Source organism: Candidatus Zixiibacteriota bacterium (assembly GCA_029860345.1).
Classification (GTDB): domain Bacteria; phylum Zixibacteria; class MSB-5A5; order GN15; family FEB-12; genus JAJRTA01.
Genome location: JAOUBJ010000003.1, coordinates 140,708 through 162,260 on the forward strand (window position 1 = coordinate 140,708; position 21,553 = coordinate 162,260).

Annotated in this window: 13 protein-coding genes; 9 read left to right on the forward strand and 4 right to left on the reverse strand. The window is 53.2% G+C overall.

The window, feature by feature from the left end; translation table 11 throughout:
- Nucleotides 1-19: 19 nt before the first annotated feature.
- Both OEV49_04260 and OEV49_04265 read right to left on the reverse strand, forming a co-directional pair.
- Nucleotides 20-688: a hypothetical protein gene (locus tag OEV49_04260; GenBank protein ID MDH3890275.1), complete on the reverse strand. Its 669-nt coding sequence runs from the start codon at nt 686-688 to the stop codon at nt 20-22.
- On the reverse strand, nt 658-1,233 hold the full coding sequence (locus OEV49_04265) for an RNA polymerase sigma factor (GenBank protein ID MDH3890276.1): 576 nt from the start codon (nt 1,231-1,233) through the stop codon (nt 658-660). The genes OEV49_04260 and OEV49_04265 overlap by 31 nt, the downstream gene beginning before the upstream one ends.
- A 344-nt stretch (nt 1,234-1,577) precedes the next feature.
- Between OEV49_04265 and OEV49_04270 the strand changes: the two genes are divergently transcribed.
- Entirely contained in the window at nt 1,578-3,977 is a 2,400-nt protein-coding gene (locus OEV49_04270; GenBank protein ID MDH3890277.1) for an ABC transporter permease, read from the forward strand.
- 428 nt (nt 3,978-4,405) lie between these two features.
- Here the strand turns inward: OEV49_04270 and OEV49_04275 are convergent, their stop codons facing one another.
- The gene (locus tag OEV49_04275; GenBank protein MDH3890278.1) at nt 4,406-5,956 is read right to left on the reverse strand and encodes a NapC/NirT family cytochrome c; all 1,551 of its coding nucleotides are present in this window, start codon (nt 5,954-5,956) and stop codon (nt 4,406-4,408) included.
- A 730-nt stretch (nt 5,957-6,686) separates the two neighbouring features.
- Here OEV49_04275 and OEV49_04280 point away from each other — a divergent pair.
- Genes OEV49_04280 through OEV49_04290 form a run of 3 tightly spaced genes read left to right on the forward strand, consistent with a single transcriptional unit; the run spans nt 6,687 to nt 11,345 of the window.
- Nucleotides 6,687-7,649 carry a cytochrome c3 family protein gene (locus tag OEV49_04280; protein MDH3890279.1) on the forward strand — a complete coding sequence of 321 codons (963 nt, stop codon included), beginning with the start codon at nt 6,687-6,689 and terminating at the stop codon, nt 7,647-7,649.
- The gene (locus OEV49_04285) at nt 7,649-9,223 is read left to right on the forward strand and encodes a hypothetical protein (protein ID MDH3890280.1); all 1,575 of its coding nucleotides are present in this window, start codon (nt 7,649-7,651) and stop codon (nt 9,221-9,223) included. The genes OEV49_04280 and OEV49_04285 overlap by 1 nt, the downstream gene beginning before the upstream one ends.
- A 10-nt stretch (nt 9,224-9,233) precedes the next feature.
- The gene (locus OEV49_04290) at nt 9,234-11,345 is read left to right on the forward strand and encodes a multiheme c-type cytochrome (protein MDH3890281.1); all 2,112 of its coding nucleotides are present in this window, start codon (nt 9,234-9,236) and stop codon (nt 11,343-11,345) included.
- A 374-nt stretch (nt 11,346-11,719) separates the two neighbouring features.
- Here OEV49_04290 and OEV49_04295 read toward each other — a convergent pair whose 3' ends face one another.
- Nucleotides 11,720-13,690: a cytochrome b/b6 domain-containing protein gene (locus OEV49_04295; protein MDH3890282.1), complete on the reverse strand. Its 1,971-nt coding sequence runs from the start codon at nt 13,688-13,690 to the stop codon at nt 11,720-11,722.
- Between the two features lie 490 nt (nt 13,691-14,180).
- On the opposite strand from OEV49_04295, the gene OEV49_04300 reads away from it, so the two are divergent.
- From OEV49_04300 to OEV49_04320, 5 genes are all read left to right on the forward strand, one after another.
- The gene (locus OEV49_04300; GenBank protein MDH3890283.1) at nt 14,181-16,982 is read left to right on the forward strand and encodes a cytochrome c3 family protein; all 2,802 of its coding nucleotides are present in this window, start codon (nt 14,181-14,183) and stop codon (nt 16,980-16,982) included.
- 164 nt (nt 16,983-17,146) lie between these two features.
- The gene (locus OEV49_04305) at nt 17,147-17,611 is read left to right on the forward strand and encodes a hypothetical protein (GenBank protein MDH3890284.1); all 465 of its coding nucleotides are present in this window, start codon (nt 17,147-17,149) and stop codon (nt 17,609-17,611) included.
- 463 nt (nt 17,612-18,074) lie between these two features.
- Complete coding sequence (locus OEV49_04310) at nt 18,075-19,364, forward strand: metallophosphoesterase (GenBank protein ID MDH3890285.1); 1,290 nt, start codon at nt 18,075-18,077, stop codon at nt 19,362-19,364.
- Between the two features lie 63 nt (nt 19,365-19,427).
- Nucleotides 19,428-19,823 carry a hypothetical protein gene (locus OEV49_04315; protein MDH3890286.1) on the forward strand — a complete coding sequence of 132 codons (396 nt, stop codon included), beginning with the start codon at nt 19,428-19,430 and terminating at the stop codon, nt 19,821-19,823.
- Nucleotides 19,824-20,251: 428 nt separating this feature from the next.
- Complete coding sequence (locus OEV49_04320; protein ID MDH3890287.1) at nt 20,252-21,550, forward strand: hypothetical protein; 1,299 nt, start codon at nt 20,252-20,254, stop codon at nt 21,548-21,550.
- Nucleotides 21,551-21,553: the final 3 nt, after the last annotated feature.

Consider the following 21,553-nt stretch of genomic DNA (forward strand, 5'->3'; position numbering starts at 1 on the left):
TCCGAAAATTGTTATCGTCTTACAAAATATCCCGCCCGGCCCGCTCGAGTAGGCTGGCCGAGGCACCCTCGCGCACCGGGATAATATCAGAACTCAACTCGGCCGTGTTGATACGGGCCAGGGCGTTGACAACCAGTTGTGCTTCCTCAAGTGATTTCAACTCGACCACTTGCACGTTGCAGGTGGTGTCACACTCCAGCACATCAACATTGGCCTCCAGGAGACCGAGGTCAAAAAGAAGATCGCAGATGGCCTCATCATCCTCGGCCAGCTCCTTCTCCACGCCGGCAAAAGCGACTGCGTAACCGATCGTTTGATCATACTGAAACGGTATCAAGGCCACAGCCAGCAAAGCCGCCAACGCCACCGATGCATAAACCACCCGAGCCGGTCGCCACCACCGAACGATTGAGAAGCTTCCGGCTGTGCGATCTGTTCCTGCACGGCCATCGCCTGAAGATGCTATCCGAGCCTCGACTCTTTGTCGCGCTTGATGGAAGGGTGTTATGCCGGATGTGTCGTCCTCGTCCGCTGCCCGCAGAACCTGTGTCAGAAGGCCGGCTGCCTGAGCTTCCTCTCTGCAACGGGGGCAATCTCTGAGATGATCCACCAGTGACGAGTCCGTCTGAGGATCGGCGCCCGCCTGCACTAGCTCGTTTATTCTCCGTTGGGCCTGGTCGCAATGCATTGGTTTATCCCGTTGATATTTGTTAGCTCACTGTCTCCGCCTATGTCGGCCAGGAGTTTTTTGAGTCGCTTTTTCATCTTCTGTCTGGCCCGGTGGAGCCGGACTTTTATTGCGCTTTCGCTCTTGTCATATAACTGTGCCAGTTCGGCTATGCTCCATTGTTCCAACTCGTGCAGGGTAACCAGAGCCTGTTCATCGGGCGATACAGCCGTGAAAGCGAGGTCAAGCCAACGTCGAGCATTAAACCGGTTGACGGGGTCAGTGACGGCATGATCCGATTCGATCTCAGGTGTCAACGATACTCGCCTCTGCCACCAGGGTCGCCGAATACTGTCTCGAAAAGTGCTGATCAGGATTCTGTACAGCCAGGGTCGAAAGGATTCATTATTGCGCAGATCAGAAAACTTGGTCATCGCCTTCACCATTACATCCTGCAAAAGGTCATCGGCGCGATCGCGGTCGCCACAGAGTTTGCGGCAGTACAGCGTCGCGCGCACATATTCGGGCTCCATTAACTTCCAGAACAGCTCTTTTGTTTCTTGCATCCGCACTAAGACGTTCCGCCGGTCGGTTGGGTTACCGAGTTTTTGCTGTTTTTACAGTTTGTCGTATGATCTCTCAGGCGACCATTTTACACAGTTTGCCGGCACTTTTCACCAAGAATTGCTCCTGATGTCCCAGCGCAGTGTCCGCATGCGGTCACTCCTGTAGCAAATACGGACAACAGTACAAGCCGCACGCCGCGGTAACTACACATGAGATAACAACTTGAAAAAACCGGCACTCCTTTTGCTAAAACATAGACTGCCTGAATTCGTAGAGCAAAAGTACTCAACTCAGGCAACACTGACATCAGCAGAGTATGAGCCGTCATTGAAAGACAAGAGAAGTGCTTAAGAACTACCTTATTTCCGCAATCAGAACCCTGAGTAAACAAAAACTCTTCACCGCGATCAATGTCTTCGGACTAACGATTGGCCTGGCCGCTTGTTTGATCGCCATGGGTCACCTTGCCTACGAGATCAGCTTCGAGGAGATGCACATAAACCGGGATCGCATCTATCGGGTCGACGGTGACTACACCTATCGAAACGGTGATGACACCCACAGGTTCAAAAGTGCGCGCGTGACCGCCCCGGTCGGTCCGGCGGTGGCGCTGGAGATACCTGAAGTCGAGAAGACAGCCATCTTTCGGCAGTACACCGATGTTGCCGTGACAATCGACGGCGAGGGCTTTCGGGCAGGCAACATGATCACCGCCTATCCGGAGCTTTTGGATGTGTTCACGCTGCCGTTAAAGCGCGGCAACCCCAGCACGATTCTGACCGAACCGTTCACCCTGCTTATCACCGAAAGTGCGGCTGAAAAATTGTTCCCGCTTCAGGACCCCATGGGGCGCACACTCACCATCAACGAAAACACTGACTACCGAATCACCGGCGTACTTGCGGACATTCCGAAGAACACTCAACTGCACTGTGATTTCATCGCATCCTATACCAGCCTCCAGTCAACCGCAGTTGATCTGGACTCATGGGAACAGCGACCGTATGATTACCTGTACCTGTTGTTAAGCAACAATGCAGATGTCGCCTCGGTCGAACAAAAGATAGGCGCACTGGTGGCAAAGCATCTACCTCCGGAGATCGGGGTGGAATACGAACTGGGCTTACGTCCGTTTTCCGATATCTATCTTGGGACGTTGGGTGAAGGTATCATTAGCGAGATGCAGCCGCGCGGAGAGTACGAGATCATCTACATGTTCGGTATTCTGGCTCTGTTCATACTGGTGCAGGCGGTGGCCGGATTCGTTAATCTGACCACGGCGCGGTCGGCCGACCGGATGAAAGAGGTGGGCGTGCGCAAAGTACTGGGCGCCGAACGCAATAATATCGTAAAGCAGTTCCTGGGCGAGTCACTCTTGCTCACAATGTTATCCATACTGGTCAGTCTGGTGCTCTACGAAGTTTTCAAGTCGGAAGTCGATCAGATTTTCATGCGCCAGGCCACCGTTAATCTTTCTGACAGTCCGCTAATGCTGGCCCTCACCGGGTCACTTGTTGTGGTCGTTGGTATCCTGGCCGGGCTCTACCCGGCTTTGTATATGTCGCGGTTCCGACCGGCAGCTATCCTGAAGCGTCAAGCCCAGGCCAGATCGCCCAGGTCGACGCTCCGCCGGATTTTGGTCGTGACGCAGTTTGCCATTGCTATTACATTCATCTGCTGCGCTGTCATCACCTACCAGCAGGTGGACTACCTAATGGGGTATGACCTCGGTTTCAAACATGAAAACATGCTTGTCCTTGATTTTGAAGGGAACGATGGACCTCAAAAATGCCGGATTATGAAATCCGGTCTGCTGGCTAACCGCACCACCAATTCTGCCACTGCATCGTATCCTCCGCCGGGAAGAACCTCTTTCGCCTTCTGGGGATTCTACGCCGACGCCGAGTGTAGCGAAGTGATTCGGACCAACGGTTACGTCGTCGATTACGATTTCATGTCGACCTTTGACCTGACTCTGGCTCAGGGACGTGCTTTCTCACCCGACCACCCCGAAGATGAAAAACGCAGTGTCCTTATCGATGAATCCAGCGCCCGGTTCTTGCAGATGGATAACCCGGTCGGTCAACGACTCTATCGTAAGGGTGATCAGACGTTCGAGATCGTAGGCGTGGTCAAGGACTTCCTCGGCACCTCAAAGAGTTGGGCCCGTCAGGATTTAATGGTCATCATGCTGGACCCGGAACAAAGCCCAACGTTGACCATAGAGCTGCCGGCTGGAAGCGTGACCGAGTCATTGGCTTCGGTGGCGGCCGCGTGGGAGGTGGTGTCGCCGGGTGAACCTTTCGAGTACCGGTTTCTCGATGCTGAGATCGATCAGGAATTCGATGAAGCGAGATGGATCGGTAGGATCTTTTTCAGTCTGGCCTTGGTGACTATTATCATCGGATGCCTGAGTGTATTCGGTTTGGTCTCCTATTCGGCTGAGCAGAGAACCAAAGAAATTGGTGTCAGAAAAGTTCTCGGCGCCCATGTCACCAGCATCGTCGCCCTCTTGGCCAAAGAGTTTGTCATTCTGTTAGCCATCGCCAATGCTATTGCCTGGCCGGCGGCCTACTTTTTCATGCAGGACTTTTTGTCGATGTTCGCCTCACATATCGACATCTCGATCACGACTTTTGTCATCGCCGGAGGAGCAGCGCTATTGTTAGCCCTGGCCACGGCTGCATACCAGGCCACTCGTGCCGCTTTGGCCAACCCGGCCGATTCGTTGAGGAGTGAGTAGACAACAGGGTCAAGCCCTGTTTTTGCGCTTTGCGCGCATGTCGAAACCTCGCCCTTGTGCATAGTCACCACGAACAGTTTAGTAGGGCAGGATCCCTGTGATCCTGCCGATTCTGGCGGCATCACAGGGATGCCGCCATAGAGGCTTCTACACCCAACCAAGAAAGGCGGGTCCGAAGACGGACCCACCCTACAGGAATTCACAACATGTCAAATCGCCGAGTTCATCCTTCGACTCCGCTCAGGATGAGGTGGGTGCGTTCATGCTTCGACTGCGCTCAGCATGACACAAGAGGGCGCGCGAAGCATGACACAAGAGGGCGCGCGAAGCATGACACAAGAGGGCGCGCGAAGCATGACAACAGTAGGTCGGAACCCCTTGTGGTCCCGACAATTGCGGCAGGTCCGTAAAGGACCTGACCTACAATACTAATACCCCGAACTCTCGTCGTGACATTCGGTACATAGCATCTCGGCCCAGGCGCCGTCGATGTCTTCCGGATGCTCAAACAAAAGCCCGGTAATATCCGTTTCCAACTCCCCAGGGTCCTCCGATGCACCCTGTGCCACCATCAAGTGACAAGTCTTACAATCTGTGGCCAGAATCTGACCATACTGATTGGTCTTCTCACCATCGTGACAGCGGAAACAGCCCTCGTTGACGAAGTGGCTGAGGTTGTTTTCCCGCACCCGATAGTCGGTGCGCATCTCCGGGAAAAAGTTCTGGTCGTAGATTGAAGTCAGTGTTTTCGATGCCTGTTTTATGGCATCGACGGCCGAATCGGCTACTTTGGGGTAATTCTCCTGATAGTAATCGACTAAGCCACTGGTGATTTTCATGTGAGCTTCGTCGTTGTCCTTGTAGTCGCCGTTAAGCAAATCGAGACCGACTTGACGAACGTATGGCAAACCGGGGTCTATGCGCCTTGTCGAGAGGGCCAGGTTAATGGACACCGCCGGCGGTTGAAAGCGGTGCGACGGTCGGTTGTGGCAATCCATGCAGTCGAACCGCCGAATCTCATACAAGCTTGAGTCCTCCCCTTCCGGAATTTGCAAATCGGTCAGTTCGAATCCGGGATCGGTGTACACGACTGTATCATTTTCGGCAGTGATAAAACGCACCCAGGGGATTTCCTGGCGTGTGTAATCGGTAGCGATATAATCAACGCGGTTCTCACCGATCATGTGCCAGTGGATACCTTCGGCCCGTCCGGTGCGCGGATTGCCACCGCCTATTTTGAGCAGCAGCTTTATAGTCCACGGCGAGTTTTCTTCGTCGGTGCGATAGTAGGTCCGCGTACTCAGTTTATCGCCGTAGAATTGTTGGGGCCAATGACAGTTCTCACAGGTCTCCTGAGCCGGTCTGAGATCGTGCACCGGCGTCTGAATCGGTCTGTCGAACAAATCAAGAGCCGTCGAATACATCTGACGCATACCATCGAACTTGGCTTTCACCCAAAACGACGCACCTTCTCCGATATGACACTCAACGCATGGCACCTTGGCATGTGGCGAATTGTGATAGGTCACGCTCTGAGGTTCCATCACTACATGGCAGGTCTCGCCGCAGAAACCGGTGGAGTCGGTCGCTTCGTATGCCTTGGTCCCTATGTAGGCGACTACAAAAATCGACACGGACGACAATCCCAAAAAGAGCCAGAGGTTGCGCCAGTTTTGCGGAATGGTAGGATCGATTGACAACCGGAAGCGGATTCGCTCACCGGCTTTCCTGGCTTTGCGAATCTGCAGGGCCAGCGCACCGCCGAAAAACAGCAAGCCGATTAGCATGATAAAGGGCGCGACGACAAAGGTAACCAGTGAGCGATACGGGTTTTCTGTACCACTGCTCAGATCGATCAGCAAAAGGATCAGAAACAAGAAGGCGCCGGAAAACAGCAGTGCTCCGCCGACCGCCGACAAGGGATGTCTGAATATCGTTCGCCGCCGGATTTTTTGGGGCTTTTCTACTTCATCAGTCATGGTGACCTCTCATTTACCAGCCATTGCGGGCGGTCGGTATTGGCCGCCCGGAGCTTGTTAATTTTTTCTCAAGCTCCAGTTGGCGGAATATAAGTTTTCCTCGGTAAAACACAAGAGAAGTTTATGCACCTTTTGGATAATTATGGTATTCTTATTCTTTGTCGGGCAAGCCGATTCCTTCGACCGGTTCCGCTGATCGGCTCAAAACCAGTACCGACAGGGACATAGCAGGCCATACCCGGGGATGTTCAAGGCGCTGCCAATCAGATAACTGCAGCCATTCACGCTCAATCTCGGCACTTCGCCGATGCTTGTTATTTTTTTCTCAATCGGCGGAGTTTGCCATTTGTCGCGACAAACATGCAAGCATGCCTGAGTGCCGCCGTATCCCTCAGGGAGCCTGTTTTCCCCCTTATTCATGGTCATCTTTGTCCGGTTTTACTCCTCAAGCCCTGGTCTAAAGCTAATACTCTATGTGTTTCTACCGATAGATTAGCTAGGACGAGAATTGAGGATTTTGGACGATGTGTTGAGAGAATCACCACAGAGAATGGGGGCCAGTTCTACCGATCCGAGAATTTCGAACGCTTTTATACAGATTCCCGCCGCTGGATTGGCCCATGTGAAAATATTCACTTTTATCTTGCACCCTGGCCTTGGATGGGGTAGGTATTATTGAAAAAAAAAGGCTAAACGAGCCCATGATACGGGACAATTTTGAGGTTTCTTTATGAGCAGTAGACCAACGCATTGGCGACGATACAAGAGGCTTGGATCGATCCTGGCCATAGGTGTTATCGTTCTGTCGATACCACTGGTTCTCTATGGCGCTGAGGTTCCCGATGAGACCTGTCTGGACTGCCACGACGGTTTGGATAGTTCACTGGCGGAAGGAGTTCATCGGCTGAGTTCCCAGACCACCGGGTACGCCCTTGAGGTCGGGTGCGTGAATTGCCATACGGGTGGCGAGGCTCATATCGACGATCCGTCAACGGACAATATCACCAACCCCAGCCGCCTGATAGGCACCGAAGTTACCACACTGTGTTCCAAGTGTCATCAATCGCACCAGGAACTTGACGATTATGGTTTTGATGCTCACTCGACTTTGGAGATAAACTGTGCCGAATGCCATCGCGTACACAGTGTCGGTGGCCAGGAGTTGCTCGATGATCGGGCTGAGTTCTGTTTGAAGTGTCACCAGGAAATGAGCAACAAACTCTCCCGCCGGTCCAATCATCCGGTGCTTCAGGACAACGTCACCTGTTTGTCATGCCATAATTTCACCAAGCGGGCCGACCATAATACGGTCTATGGGTTAGGGGGCGTCTGTCAGGACTGTCATCCCGATCAGGGCGGTCCCTTCCTGCATGAACATGCGGCCACCCAGGCATACGCGGTGACAGGCAGTCACTGTGTCGAATGCCACAACCCGCACGGCAGTGAGAACAATCGTCTGTTGCGTCAGCCGGGGAATCAGATGTGTCGCTCATGCCATGTTGAGCATGTTACCAGAAACCACGCCGATCTTTGGGATAACGTGTGGAGCAAACAGCCGTGTCAAACCTGCCATACTGATACCCACGGTTCTTTTGTCAGCGCGCTCTATCTGGACCCGGACTTACCCGCCAAACTCGGCGGGAACTGCTATGATGCCGGATGTCATTCTCTCAACGGTCAGGGAGGCAACTAATGGGACACTCTGTCATTACAAAACTGACCTTCCTGTTCGCGGCCTGTTGCCTGTTGCTTTGGGCACCTGCGCTGGCTGGTGAGGGGGGCGGCTCGATCAAGGCCGGTTATATCTACATCGACGAGGAAGGCAACCGGGGCGTAAATCATGAAACCTACAACAGCTATGAAGGTCTGGGTATCTCGTTCGAGAACTGGAGATACCGGGTCAATAACAGCATCACTCTCCGGGCCGACCTTCGCAACCTCACGCTCAACAATCGTAACCTGCGTCTCTCAGCATCCAAGCCGGGACGGTTCAACATTTCGCTTAACAACAATCAATACCGGCGCAGCTATGATTTCGACGGCCTTCAGTTTACACGCCGACGCTCAACGGGCATGAAAATATCGGTACAACCATATCGAGAGATCACGCTGTTTGGTGGCTTCGGCCGGTCTGACAAACACGGCAACAGTGCCGTGCTGCTCTCCCCTGTTGCCGACACAGTCTATCACAGCACCGATTATGAGCACAGCAAATGGAACTTAGGCGCTCTGGCCGCCTTGCCATACGGCTTTGCACGGCTTGAATACCGTAGTTCAAGTTTCGATGATCGCCTGATCTCGAACGGTGATCGCAAGGCTGCCGGCATCAACCTGGATGCTCACATCCGAGTACCCAATTACAGTTGGCTTGATCTGTCCGGCGGATACTACCACCGCACCGACGAGTACGAATCATCCGGCCTCGAATTGAAAACCAACCAGGGCTGGGGCGGATTCAAGCTTCATCTGCCCAAACTTCATCAAGTCGAGTATCGGCTACTCTTTGCTCGCACCAGGCACACCGGCGAAAACTCAGAGACCGACAATGTCGTCAACACTTTGGCCGTTGGAAAAGCAATCAAAGGATATGGTGGTGTCAGGATAGGCTACGAGAATCGCATATCCGATGACCTTGTTGATCGCACCGTTTCGCACGGGCTCCTGATCAAGGCCTGGTACGACTATCAGCGACGCTTGTTTATCAAGGCCTCGTTGGCCACACGCAAAAAACAAGTCAAGACCGGTGCCACGCTGCTTGGTGATGAAGACCTGACCCGCCACCGAGTAACGGCGCAGTATCGCAGTGCGGCGTGGGGCGACATCAGAGCACAGTGGCAGGGACGCTTCAGAACCAACGATGACTTGAACAGCCAAGTTGATTACCAATCGATCTCGCTGAATGCCAATCTGAAACGATCCGAATACGGGCGAGTAGCCATAGCCTACAGCTACTACATGGGCAAGTACGAAAACACCGACCTCAATACCGGGTTTGAGTTCGCAGATAATGTCATTTCGGCAACACTGTATCCCAGGTCATACCGGAAGACTAATGCCTACATCGGCGGCAGCTACTATCGCAGCCGTCGCGACCTGGACACGGAGAAATTCAGCCTCAATTTCGGTGTGACATACGGCTTCCTGAAAGACCATGAGTTGGAAATCAAATACAATGTGTTCAACTTTGATGACTACCTGGCGCGAAGCGCCTACTACACAGCCAACATCGTTGAGATAAACGTTAAGAAAGCAGTATCTTTAGATTGAGGAGTAAATGATGAGACAGTTGAGAATTGCAGCAGTGGGGCTGGCCGTTTTGATAGCGGTTTTCTCAGGCTGCGAGAGAAAGGTCACCGAGGAAGTGACCAAAATCGTCGCAGCCGAGGACGCTGCCGAATACATCGGAAGCTCTGCCTGTGGCGCATGTCATGCAGCTACCTATGAGAGTTTCCAGAACACCGGACACCCTTACAAGCTAAACGAGGCTGAAGATGTCCAGGCGGGTGACTACTATCCGTTCAGCGATGTGCCCGATGCGCCCTCTATAGTATCATGGGACGATGTTGACAAAGTGATCGGTGGCTTCTGGTGGAAAGCGCGATTCATTCGCCACTCAGGCTCTATAGTTACCGGCGCCGCGGTCCAGTACAATCTGGCCACCGAGGGATGGGTCGGCTACCATGATGGGGAGGACCTCCCCTACGATTGTGGTCCCTGTCACATGACCGCCTATCGCGATACCGGCAACCAGGAAGGCCACGACAGCCTGATCGGTACCTGGGCATTCGGCGGCGTTCAGTGCGAGGAATGCCACGGTGCCGGTAGTCTGCATGCTTCCACACCCTACGATGTCGCCATGAAAATCGACCGCTCCAACGAAGGTTGCGGCAAGTGCCACATCCGCGGCGATGTCAATAAGATTCCGGCCAGCGGAAGTTTTGTGAAGCATCACGAACAGTGGAACGAGATGTTCACCACCAAGCACGCCTCTATCCAGTGTGTGGACTGTCACGACGTGCACTATGGTTTGCATCCGGATAGCCCCGACCGCGACATGGCTATCAAGCTCACCTGTGAGAATTGCCATCTGGAAAAAACAGAATCGTTCGGGCGGACCGATATCGAGGAACACCTAAGCAGCCCGTTCGCGCCCGGCTGTATCGATTGCCACATGCCCAAAGGAGCCAAATCGGCCGTGGCAGCGGATACTTATGTCGGCGACGTGACTTCGCATTTGTGGCGGATCAATACCGATGTCGACGCCGAGTACATCACCGACAACTTCGCCAACGGTTACCTGACTGTGGAGTACACCTGCCTTCAGTGTCACACCACCGAAGACAAGGCCTGGGCAGCGGCCAACGCCGACCGCTCCCACGCTCCCAACACGGCTGATACCGATGTTTGCATGACCTGCCACGACGGTTCCAACAATCTCGCTCAAAAAGTGATTGCCGCCACTCGTCAGTGGGAGTTCTCACTCCACGCAACCGGCGAACGCTCTGATCGCAGCCGTGGCTCTTGCGCTCCGTGTCATACCAATGAAGGATTCATAGCCGATCTTGAGGGTGAAGAAGTTGCCGGCGACGTCTTCAACGCCATCGGTTGTTTCACTTGCCACGATCCTCACACCAATGGATCGTTCGCTATCAGAACCACCGATGAAGTGGAGCTGGGCGACGGCACCGAATTCGACAACGGTATCTCAAATCTGTGTGCCAACTGCCACAAGAGCCGTCGCGATGTAGCTACCTACGTCGTAGCCGGCAAGGAAATGAGCAACCACTTCGGTCCCCATCACGGACCTCATGCCGACATGGTGATGGGCACAAACGCCTATGAGTACGACGGATATACCTACACCAACTCGTGGCACACGTCTGGAATCGACGATCCCTGCCTGAGCTGCCACTACGACGAAGCCGACCGTTACGAATTCGGTGGACATAGCTTCCGAATGAGGAACGAGGACGGCGATGAAAACGTCGAGGCCTGCAATATTACCGGCTGTCACGGCGACGAGTTCGAAATCGACAGCTTGAACAGGGTTGCCGACGCGGACTTCGACGGTGACGGTAACATCGAAGGCGTATTCGATGAGATCGAGGGTCTTATTGATGACCTGCAGGATGAGTTGATCGCGGCCGGCCTGCTCGAATGGATTGCCGAGGATGGCATTTGGGAACCTACCGATGACCTGGTTGTGCCGAACGTTGACAGTTTGGGCGCTGTCTACAACTGGGCCTTCGTCCATGAGGACCAGTCGCACGGCATCCACAACACTCTGTACGCTGTGGGGCTCTTGCGATCAGCCTATAATTACATGACGACCGGTGATCCCAACGGCGCTCCCGCCAGGCGGAAACCTGTCATGTTGACAACTCATTAGATTGTATTTGTTGTGTGAAAAGGCCCCTTCAGACGAAGGGGCCTTTTTTGTACGCGCATCCGAGTGAGCGTATCAAGCCGCTCCCCTCATTAGCTGTTCTCTTCGCAGGTCAGTCCGCCGTGGCGGATTGTGGTCGTGACAATTCGACGAGTGGCCGTTTCACACTTTGTTCCCTCGTTCAGCAGGGTCCTGGCCTCACCAATGGTGAAGCTGAGACCCAGCTGCTGCCATGGCGCAGGGTCTCACGCTGCCTTTGGCAGCGAAGGACCCAGCGCAACCCTATCATGACACAACCTGTCCGCCCAGGATGTGGTGAAGGGCGCGCGAAGCGAGAGGGAGCCATTGATGGCCCATCTATGGGTCCCCTCTCACAATCAAGTGTCGGCTGCGCGTTCCTTGCGCACTCTGTCATCCTTGCTTTCGCCAACACTGTCGCGCGAAGCCATATTCTCACGATCCAGTTCCAGTATGATCGGATCTTCGGGATGCTCGTGACGATACTTGTCGACCGGCATCTTGCCTGAGTACCAGGCCGGGTTCATCGGATAGGTTCCGGGATTGAAAACAGTGGCATATAGATGCCAAACCATAATGGCCAGCGTGGCCAACCAGGCCTCATAGAAGTGAACCACCAACGCCACATCCAGATATGACTTGGAGAGCCACCCAATGAAGAAGTTGTCGAACCACAAGAGCAGTCCCGTTGCCACCATTACTACCGTACCCCAAACAAGCGCCCAGTACTCCGCTTTCTCAATATAGGCGAAGCGTCCGAAACGAGGCTTGTCTTTGGCCAGGCCAAGATTGTAGCCGATCAGTTGAATCGCCTGTCGCAAGTCTGTCATGGTCGGGATCATGTCCCTGAGGAAGCCTCTCCCGCGAGCCGTCATCAAGTAGAGCAGATGCCAAACAGTGGTCACTATCAACATCACCGCCGAAATACGGTGGATCGTGCCACGGAGTTCGAAGCCGCCTTCCCACCCAAACAAAAGGTGAACCCATGTAGAATCGGAATACCTGAGAGCGAAGCCGGATACCACCAATGAAATGAAGGACACTGTCAGAAACGTGTGCTGCCACACTTCGCTTCTCGTCATGCGGACCAGTTGGGGACCCTTGCTGACTTTCTGAATCTCCTTGCGAAGGTCGATCAGCCAGTGAAGAAGCATACCCCCAATAACAAGAAGGATCAACCAAATATAGATATCTTTGACAATATTGGCCAGACGGTTGTCTTCCAAACCGGGATCACCATGGATTGGGGTCTGAGCTATCTCGGCTGAAATCTCGGGGTGACAGTTACCACAAGTTTCTTCAAGATTGTCGGCGTGGATCGATGACGTCGGATCGCTGTGATCAAGGATGCGGTGACCACCGTGACAGGAAGCACAATTGGCCACCGACTGATCGCCAGCCTGGCTCTTCAATCCGTGATAGCTGTCGACATAGCTGACCTCTTCACCAGTGGGGATTTCATACTTTTCATTCAAGGCCGCCGATTCGTGACAGGGGCTGCAAGTAGCTTCGGCAATTCGGTCGGGACTTACCGGCGAACGAGGATCACTGGAGGCTATGATCCCGTGCTCACCGTGACAGTGGGTGCAGACCGGCGAATCATTATCCCCCTGCAGAACCAGTTGACCATGAATGCCATCCCAGAAGTCGCGCTCGATTCGTTGATGGCATTTTCCGCAGGTCTTTGGAATATTGAAATGGTTGACCGATGACTCCAGATGATTGGCCGCCAAAATATGATGCGAACTGCCACCGGGGGAATGACAATCGACACAGGTTGCGGCCGAGTAGATACCGCCAATCTCGGTCTTCCCATGAACTGAACTTTGGTATGTCTGTACCGCCTGATCGTAAAGAGTCACATGCTTCTCGGTCATATCCAGATTCTCATGGCACTTTCCGCACGTATACGGCAGATTGATCGGATTCACCCGAGATTGCTTCTCACTTGAGGCCAGAATATCGTGACGACCATGACAATTCGCGCAGCCGGGAATATCCACGCCACTCTCGGTCTTGAGTCGGCCATGCCACATGTATGTTTCGCTCACATCGGAGTGGCAGTCGCCGCATGGAACAGAGCCGGGCGTCTCCTCGTGCGGCAACTGTTCAATATCCAAATGACAATCGGTACATGAGAATCCCTCATGAACCGAGCCGTTCAAGGCGACATCAAAAGCATGGTCACCATTGTCCTCGGTAACATCGTGGCAATCCAAACATGCGGTGGTACCGTCTCCTACATCTTCCTGCGCCCGGACAGGCACCCCGACACAAATCAGAAGAACCAGAAGGGCCGACCAAAAACCAATGTTATGCGTTCGTATCATTTAACTCTCCTTTTGAGTCTATTTTCTCTCATCGGCTGTACAAGGTCAATACTTGCGTGCCTGAGTCCAAAGTAAGTAAATTTCATGTGAAATCTTTCACAAATATCCACAAAAAAAAGTCAATCATCATTCTCATATTATCATAATACCGATTTACGTATTTGGCAAGCGGAAAAAACAGATAAAACTATCCCTATTCTGGTTTTGTATTGATTCTTGGGGGTTTTCAAGGGGAAAACTGTCTTGTTTGCACCCGGTTTGCAGCGGCAGGCTATCTGTTTATTGAGGCGGAACAGCCTCTGGAGGCGCCTTGATCTGGATTGAGCACGAGATCAAGCATATAAACCATGTGAATAATTTCTCTAAAATATACCAATCTTGACAGGTTTTCTCTTGACCAGGCGAGAAAGTTTATTATGCTTATGGAAAGTTATCGGCTGAATGTCTCAGCCGAGGCTTTGGATTTGACATTGAGGACAAAGAGAGACTTGTGACCAACAACATTTCCGGACGCTTGAGCCTTTTCATCTTCGTTCTGCTGACCATTTTCATTGCGGGACCGGCCTCGGCCCAGGAGGTTGATGACTGTCTGGCCTGCCATGATGATCCCGACCTTACCAAAGAACGCCGGGGCCGAGAGGTATCCCTGTTTGTCAACCTGGATAGCTTTCACAAATCGGTCCATGGAGATCAGGATTGTATCGATTGTCACCAGGACCTTACCGATGTTGACTTTCCGCATGAGGATTCCCTTGAACCTGTCGACTGCTCAATGTGTCACGACGACGTGGCCGAGACCTACATGGCCAGTCTGCACGGCGAGTTGGTGGCCAAAGGTGAAGACCTGGCGCCTAAGTGCTGGGACTGTCATGGTGCTCATGATATAGTAGGACCGGATCAGCCCGGTTCGGCTGTTACCAAGTTCAATATTCCGGTTATGTGCGGGCGATGTCATAAAGAGGGTTCGGCAGTGACGCGAGCCTATGATATCCCGGAAGACAGCGTTCTTTCCAACTACTCGCAATCGATCCACGGCGTTGGTCTGTTTCAACGAGGGTTAACTGTTACCGCAGTATGTGTGGATTGCCACACCGCGCATAACGTCCGTGACCACACCGATCCTGAATCGTCGATTCATCGCGGCAATGTCGCCAACACCTGTCAACAGTGTCACGGCCAGATTGAGAAGGTCCATCGCAAAGTAATCCGCGGCGAGTTATGGGAGAAGCAACCCGAGCAGGTGCCGGTGTGTGTGGACTGTCACTCCCCTCACAAAATCCGGAGAGTATTCTACGAAGAAGGGATGGCCGACCGCGAATGCATGGAATGCCACCAACAACCTGATCTTTCCATAACCAGGGACGGCGAGGTTCATTCGCTGTATGTCGACTCCATCGAAACGCACAGCTCGATACACCGCAACACTTCCTGCGCCCAGTGTCATACCGGTGCAACACCCGGACTCGACAGACCCTGCGCCACCGTGGCTACAAGTGTGGACTGTTCCAATTGCCATCCCGAGATTGTCGACATTTATAAGACCGGTATGCACGGTACCCTGGCCGATAGGGGCGACGAAGATGCTCCGTCATGCACAGATTGTCACGGTATACACGATATTCGCGAGAAACTCGACAAGCTCTCACCCACCTTTCCCACCAACGTCCCCGAACTTTGCGGAAAGTGTCACCGCGAAGGTAACCAGGCAGCCGTGAGATACTACAATGGAGCGGAGCATCCGGACCATATCGTCGAGAACTACCGCATGTCGATTCACGGTAAGGGACTTCTGCAAAGCGGGCTGATTGTGACCGCTATGTGCACCGACTGCCATACGGCGCACCATGTCTTGCCCCATGATGACCCGGAATCGAGCATACACCACGACAAAATTGCTGAGACTTGTGCCAATTGTCACCACGGTATCTATGAACAGTTCACCAGTAGTGTTCACTCGCCCACCGTCACGGACACCGACAAACCGTTGCCCAACTGCAAGGACTGTCACCAGTCGCATACCATCAGTCGCGCCGACAAAGTAGATTTCAGACTGACGCTAAGAGACCAGTGCGGCGGCTGTCACGAGGAGGTTACCGAAAGTTACTTTGAGACATTTCACGGCAAGGTATCCAAGTTGGGCTACTCGGCCGCGGCGCAGTGCTACGATTGTCACGGCGCTCACAATATACTCCCACCCGACAATCCGAAATCTACTCTGGCCCGACAGCATATTGTCGAGACCTGCGGCAAATGCCACAGCGGTTCTCATCGCCAGTTTGCCGGATACCTGACCCACGCCACCCACCATGATCGGGACAAGTACCCGATTTTGTTTTACACTTTCTGGTTCATGACCTGCCTGTTGATCGGTACCCTGGTAATCGCCTTGACCCACACGCTACTGTGGTTGCCGCGCTCCTTCCAGGCCATGCGGCAGCATAAAAAGATGCGCGAGGACATGCGCGGACAGTTGCAGTATCGAAGATTCAAACCGCTGCATAGCCGGTTGCACATTCTGGTGGTCATCAGTTTCCTCGGACTGGCCTTGACCGGCATGACCCTCAAGTTCTCCTACCTCGGTTGGGCTCAATGGATATCGGCTCTGCTGGGCGGTTTTGAATCGGCCGGGTTCATACATCGCTTGTGCGCGGTAATCACTTTCTTCTACTTCGGGGTGCATGTCTTCGATCTCATCTGGGTGAATCGGCACAAGAAGGTATCTCTGAAAGCGATGCTACGAAGCCCATATTCGATGTTGCCGAACTGGACGGATGCAAAAGAAGTGTATCACACCTTGAAGTGGTTCATCGGCATGGGCCCGCGCCCGGCTTACGGACGCTGGACCTACTGGGAGAAGTTTGACTACTTTGCCGTCTTTTGGGGTGTCGCTATTATCGGCAGCACCGGACTAATGCTGTGGTTCCCGGAGTTTTTCACGCATCTCTTCCCCGGTTGGTTCATAAATGTGGCCACGATCATACACTCGGACGAAGCCCTTCTGGCGGTGGCCTTTATTTTCACCGTGCACTTTTTCAACACCCATTTTCGGCCGGACAAATTCCCGATGGATACGGTCATTTTCACCGGTCGCATGCCGCTTGAAGAACTCAGGCTGGAACGCCCCCGCGAATACGATCACCTGGTCAAGACTCATCAGTTGAGAAAGCACCTCATCGAACCGTTACCGCCGGCCATGGAGCGAACGGCGCGAGTTTTCGGCGCCATCGCCTTGACTATCGGGATCACCATAATCCTGCTCATTGTCTACGCCGAAGTATTCGGTTATCGTTGATTGGCGTCTGGCCCACAGTCTATTTGTTGACTTTCGGGGCTCCAGTCTATTGACTTAGAATTGTCCATCGAATCGGACCAAGGCCTTCTGGTGCCTGCTGATGCAAAGTGGCTTATTGGCAGTGGAGACCGGCACTTGGAGGAAGTCTATCAAGGAGGTTGGAGATGGCTGAGACCATAAGAATTGTCAAATATTACTATGCGACTGTCGGTGACCGGCCGGGCGAAGCGAGGCGCTTGATGGAGCACCTCAGTGAAAGAGGGGTTAACCTGCTGGCCTTCACGGCCTTTCCCATCGAGGGGAACAGATCACAGTTGGATTTCGTCCCCGACAAGTCCGAGGAGTTGCTGGCGGCCGCTGCCGATGCCGGCGTGGATCTGGTCGGCCCCAAGGAGGCCATTCTTATCCAGGGGGACGACCGAGCGGGAGCCTTGCATGACCATCATCTGAAACTGGCCAACGCCAACATCAACGTGCACGCCGCTAATGGTGTCGCCTGCGGATCAGGACGCTTCGGCTATATCCTGTGGGTGGCGCCGTCTGATGTCAAAAGCGCCACCGAGGTGCTGATGGGCAGCGAAACCGACGGCCCCCATGGCACCCTGCGTCCGGGCGGGGTGGATTGGTAGATTCCTCTTCAGAGGATGAGGAGGCTTACGGCAAGGATCAGGTGCCATTCGGCGTGGAGTGGTCTGAGCTTCTAATGATCGAAAACACGCGGTTGAGCGGCCCGCATGATCACCGGCCGGCACCAGTATAGTGCGACTCCAATAACCCTGGCCACCGGATAGGTATCCCCGGTGAACCGTGTCAACGGAAGCGCGATCAGTTGATTCGCTCCGACGACACCTTTTGTTGAGCGCTTTACGGGCTGGTATATTTCCAAAAACGCTTGACAGACCCACCTTGTCCATTAGATTCAATTGTATTGCTCTGGGTCCGAATGTTGGCTTCCTAAATGGGGAGATCAGATTCTCTTCCCGCGGCGGCAACTCCCGCCCCGGGAACAAAGTTCTCTCAAACAACACACTGTGTTAAAAATGGGTAGGACCGCAAATCCCGCCCGGACTCCAAAGGCAAAGGAGACCAGTCATGAAACTTGCTTTCATTTCCGACACGCATTTCGGCGACACCAATTGTGCGCTGATTGATCACGCTAACATTACCAGGGGGAACAAGTTCGATCTATTCGCCCAGGCCGCCGGGACCGGGAACGACTTCCTGGTGGTGATGGGAGACATTTTCGATTTCTCCGTCAGTAGTTATGAGGATGCCTACCGGCGGGCAAAAGTGTTCTTCGAATTGGTGAAGAAGGAAAACATAGCCAAGAGTATCCTGTACGTTCCGGGCAATCACGACTTTGACATGTGGCACACGGTCCAGCAGGAATTCAGAATCATACACCAGGTGCGCCGCGGCAAACCGGCTGAGTGGTTCCGCTGGTCGCTCCCTGGGTTCATTGATGATCGCAAGGAGAGAGGTAACAAACGGGGAGTCTACCTGCCCGGCCCCATCGACGGACCGATCAATCCGGACGCGCCACCGGATGCCAATAAGCTGTTTCTCAACGGTATCACCCTGAATCCGGCCGGGGGCGGCGAAGCTACCAACTTTTATGTGGCTTATCCAAATCTCTATATGATAACCGACAAGGAATCACTGCTCATCACACACGGCCATTATCTCGAAGCTTTCTGGAGTCTATCCGGTGAGTGGCTTCGCAAAATCGCCCAGAAAGATCTGCCACAGAAGGTCATCATTGAGGACTTGGTGGCCTTCAACGTACCTCTCTGTCAGGCTTCATGCTCAAGCATCGGCCAGGCGGGCAAGCTCACCCCTCTGGTACAAAAAATCGAACATGAGGTGAAATACGGAAACCTGAAGCGAGTCAAGCGGTACCTCAACAGGATCGTCACGGCCCTGGATGAAATGACCAAACTCAAATGGTACAACCCGGAGACCTGGGTGCGCGAGTGGCTTACCGATCTCGTGGCCAACAAAGTCGAAAAGGAAGTAATCAAGGGGCTGGAAGAAGCAGAGGACACACGCTATAGCGAAGAGTTCATTACCAAAAAGGAAGTGCTGATGCGTTTCAAGCGCTACTTCCAGGCAAGTTTGCGGGAGATTCAACAACTCAAAGATGAATACGGCCTCGAAATGAGCCAGCCACAGAGAGTGATATTCGGACACACTCATCGTCCGATTAAATGGCTCGATCCCAAGGCGCCCAACACCACCGTGAACAAGATGAGCGTCAGGCTGTACAACACCGGCGGATGGCTTTACAGAAAGAATCCCAAAACAAAGAAAACGGAATTCTGTGGTGCCGAAGTCTTTACATACAACTCCGATGACGGGTTTGCATCAACGCGAATTGAGTGAGGTGTCAATGAGTAAATCTGATTCGGTGATATGTACTTAACTATCAAACCATGCGAGGCTGTTATGAAGAGAGCGACGGGACTGCTTTTGTGTTTGTGCGCGGCAATGTGTCTGTTGAGTGGTTGCGCCACAATCGCTATGAACGCTACTACCCTGCCGGAACCGGCCGAGATGAATGCGGCCGGGACTGCCAACTACACGGTGATAAGTAGTTTCACGGTGAACGACAGAGCCGGCTGGATTCTCGGGCTCGTTCCGGTCAACCCACCGGCCGGTGACAACCACTATTATCTCAAAACAATTCTCGACCGAGAGATTCAGGCCGCCGGCGGTGATGCCGTAATCAACGTGACATTACGTGGCCAGTACCAGTTTACGGATTTCCTTATCGGCTTGGTTTTGCCGGTGTACAGTACACGCACGCTCACCGTGACCGGGGATGTCATCAAGTACAACTAACGACCCGGCCACACGCGCAACCATTCAGAACTTTGACCGTGCCGCCGCAGCTTCCACGCCCGGCGGCGCTTTTTTTTGGGTGTGGGCGGGCCATAGACTGTAGACACAATAAAGTACTTGACAGGTCCATGTATCCTATTTATCCTATGGCCAAGTGTTCTGGGGTCCGTGTTTTTTGTACTGGGGTTTGGCGTGATATTTACAACATAACCATCGGCAATCGAGTTTAGGGCGATGTTGCAGGTTTGGAACCATGGTTCGGCCGTATGTCCGGCAAGCCCATGGGTCGCCGCCTGCAGAGGATGTCTCGTTTTTTCCAGCAGATCATAAGCGCACCGATCAGCGGACCCTGCTGGCAATTACCGTCTGCCCGTCGGCGCTTCATTGATGATCGTTGACGGTCAGCATGGACTGGAAGGAGTTTCTGTATGCGAAAAGTGAAAGTTGTTCTATGGACGGTTGTGGGAATGCTGCTGGCGCCCATGTTGAGCCTTGCTGAAGATTCCGTGGCAGTAAAAGCACCAGTACAGACCAATACTGCCCTGGATTCAGCAACAAAGGCTTTGACGCAACTGTCCTTGGATGAAGAAAAGAGAATGATCCAATGGGATATGGGTGTGGTAGCCAGTTTCAAGAATGACTTCGCCGATGGCAAGTCCGAATCGGTGCTCAACATCTCGACAGACTTCTCCAAGGGTGGATATCCTAGGGAGTTTCGATTTGTGACAACCAGCAGTGTCGAGCTGGAGGCCTCCAAGCTGGATGATGAGGTGACCGGGCTGTTGCTTAATTACGACTACTACATCCATCCGCACGTTGAGACCTATGCTTTCATGGAACGGTTCAGCGACACCTACATGGGCATCGACCAGCGGTTTGAGTTCGGCATTGGACTCAAGTTTGAGTATGCCTGCTTTGGATTGGTTGATAGTAAGGATCGGGTCGTTGTTGAGCGGGCTCGTCGGAACTTAATCTCTGCCCGGGCCGAAGACACAACGCTGTGCAAGAAAACACCCAAATCTAAACTGGATTCGTTGACCTGTGACAAGAGAATCCTTACAGCCAAACTTGTTTCTCTTGGAGCTATCGAGGTTAAGAAGAGGACTTTGGAGCATGTCAACGAGATCGAAGCGGCCAAGCGCGAGATTAACAGGATAGACCAGTCGATCGAGAAATTGCCTATAGATATCACTGCTCTCAAAGAGCCTCTGCATGGGAAGGTAGATAAGGCACTGACATCCATTCGAAAACGAAAATCCCGCGTCAAATTGGGACTGGCCTTATCGATCTTCAGAGAACTGGAAAAGGCAAACACTAAAAATCTCGTTGATACCCTTGTGACCATCGACACCTTGGATAAGGTAGTAGCGGTTACGGACACTACCTCCCTCTCGATTGATCCAACGGAGCGGTACCGATGGGTGATTCGCCCCTCGGTTGCTGTCAGGATTACCCAAGACCTTGAGATTAAGGGCTACCACTACTGGAAGCTACCACTATCCCATCCTGGGAAGATAGACGGCTGCTACGATATCCGTAAGGATGCTTCGTGTGCCGTCAAGTGGGATGTCGCGAAGGATGGAGACTTGGAGCCCAAGGTGAGCATAAAGCTCAGCTACGACTTCAGAACTGACTCTCATCCACCATCGGTTGAACACGAAGGCGTGTGGCACCGCCACCGCGACCGTCACGAGACGTACAAATTGGAGTTCACCGTGAAGCTATAGATC

Excerpts from the sequence above, each read along its gene's own strand:
- OEV49_04260 (MDH3890275.1), bottom strand. The coding sequence starts at position 688 with ATGCATTGCGACCAGGCCCAACGGAGAATAAACGAGCTAGTGCAGGCG.
- OEV49_04265 (MDH3890276.1), bottom strand. The coding sequence starts at position 1,233 with ATGCAAGAAACAAAAGAGCTGTTCTGGAAGTTAATGGAGCCCGAATAT.
- OEV49_04275 (MDH3890278.1), bottom strand. The coding sequence starts at position 5,956 with ATGACTGATGAAGTAGAAAAGCCCCAAAAAATCCGGCGGCGAACGATA.
- OEV49_04280 (MDH3890279.1), top strand. The coding sequence starts at position 6,687 with ATGAGCAGTAGACCAACGCATTGGCGACGATACAAGAGGCTTGGATCG.
- OEV49_04285 (MDH3890280.1), top strand. The coding sequence starts at position 7,649 with ATGGGACACTCTGTCATTACAAAACTGACCTTCCTGTTCGCGGCCTGT.
- OEV49_04290 (MDH3890281.1), top strand. The coding sequence starts at position 9,234 with ATGAGACAGTTGAGAATTGCAGCAGTGGGGCTGGCCGTTTTGATAGCG.
- OEV49_04295 (MDH3890282.1), bottom strand. The coding sequence starts at position 13,690 with ATGATACGAACGCATAACATTGGTTTTTGGTCGGCCCTTCTGGTTCTT.
- OEV49_04305 (MDH3890284.1), top strand. The coding sequence starts at position 17,147 with ATGGCTGAGACCATAAGAATTGTCAAATATTACTATGCGACTGTCGGT.
- OEV49_04310 (MDH3890285.1), top strand. The coding sequence starts at position 18,075 with ATGAAACTTGCTTTCATTTCCGACACGCATTTCGGCGACACCAATTGT.
- OEV49_04315 (MDH3890286.1), top strand. The coding sequence starts at position 19,428 with ATGAAGAGAGCGACGGGACTGCTTTTGTGTTTGTGCGCGGCAATGTGT.
- OEV49_04320 (MDH3890287.1), top strand. The coding sequence starts at position 20,252 with ATGCGAAAAGTGAAAGTTGTTCTATGGACGGTTGTGGGAATGCTGCTG.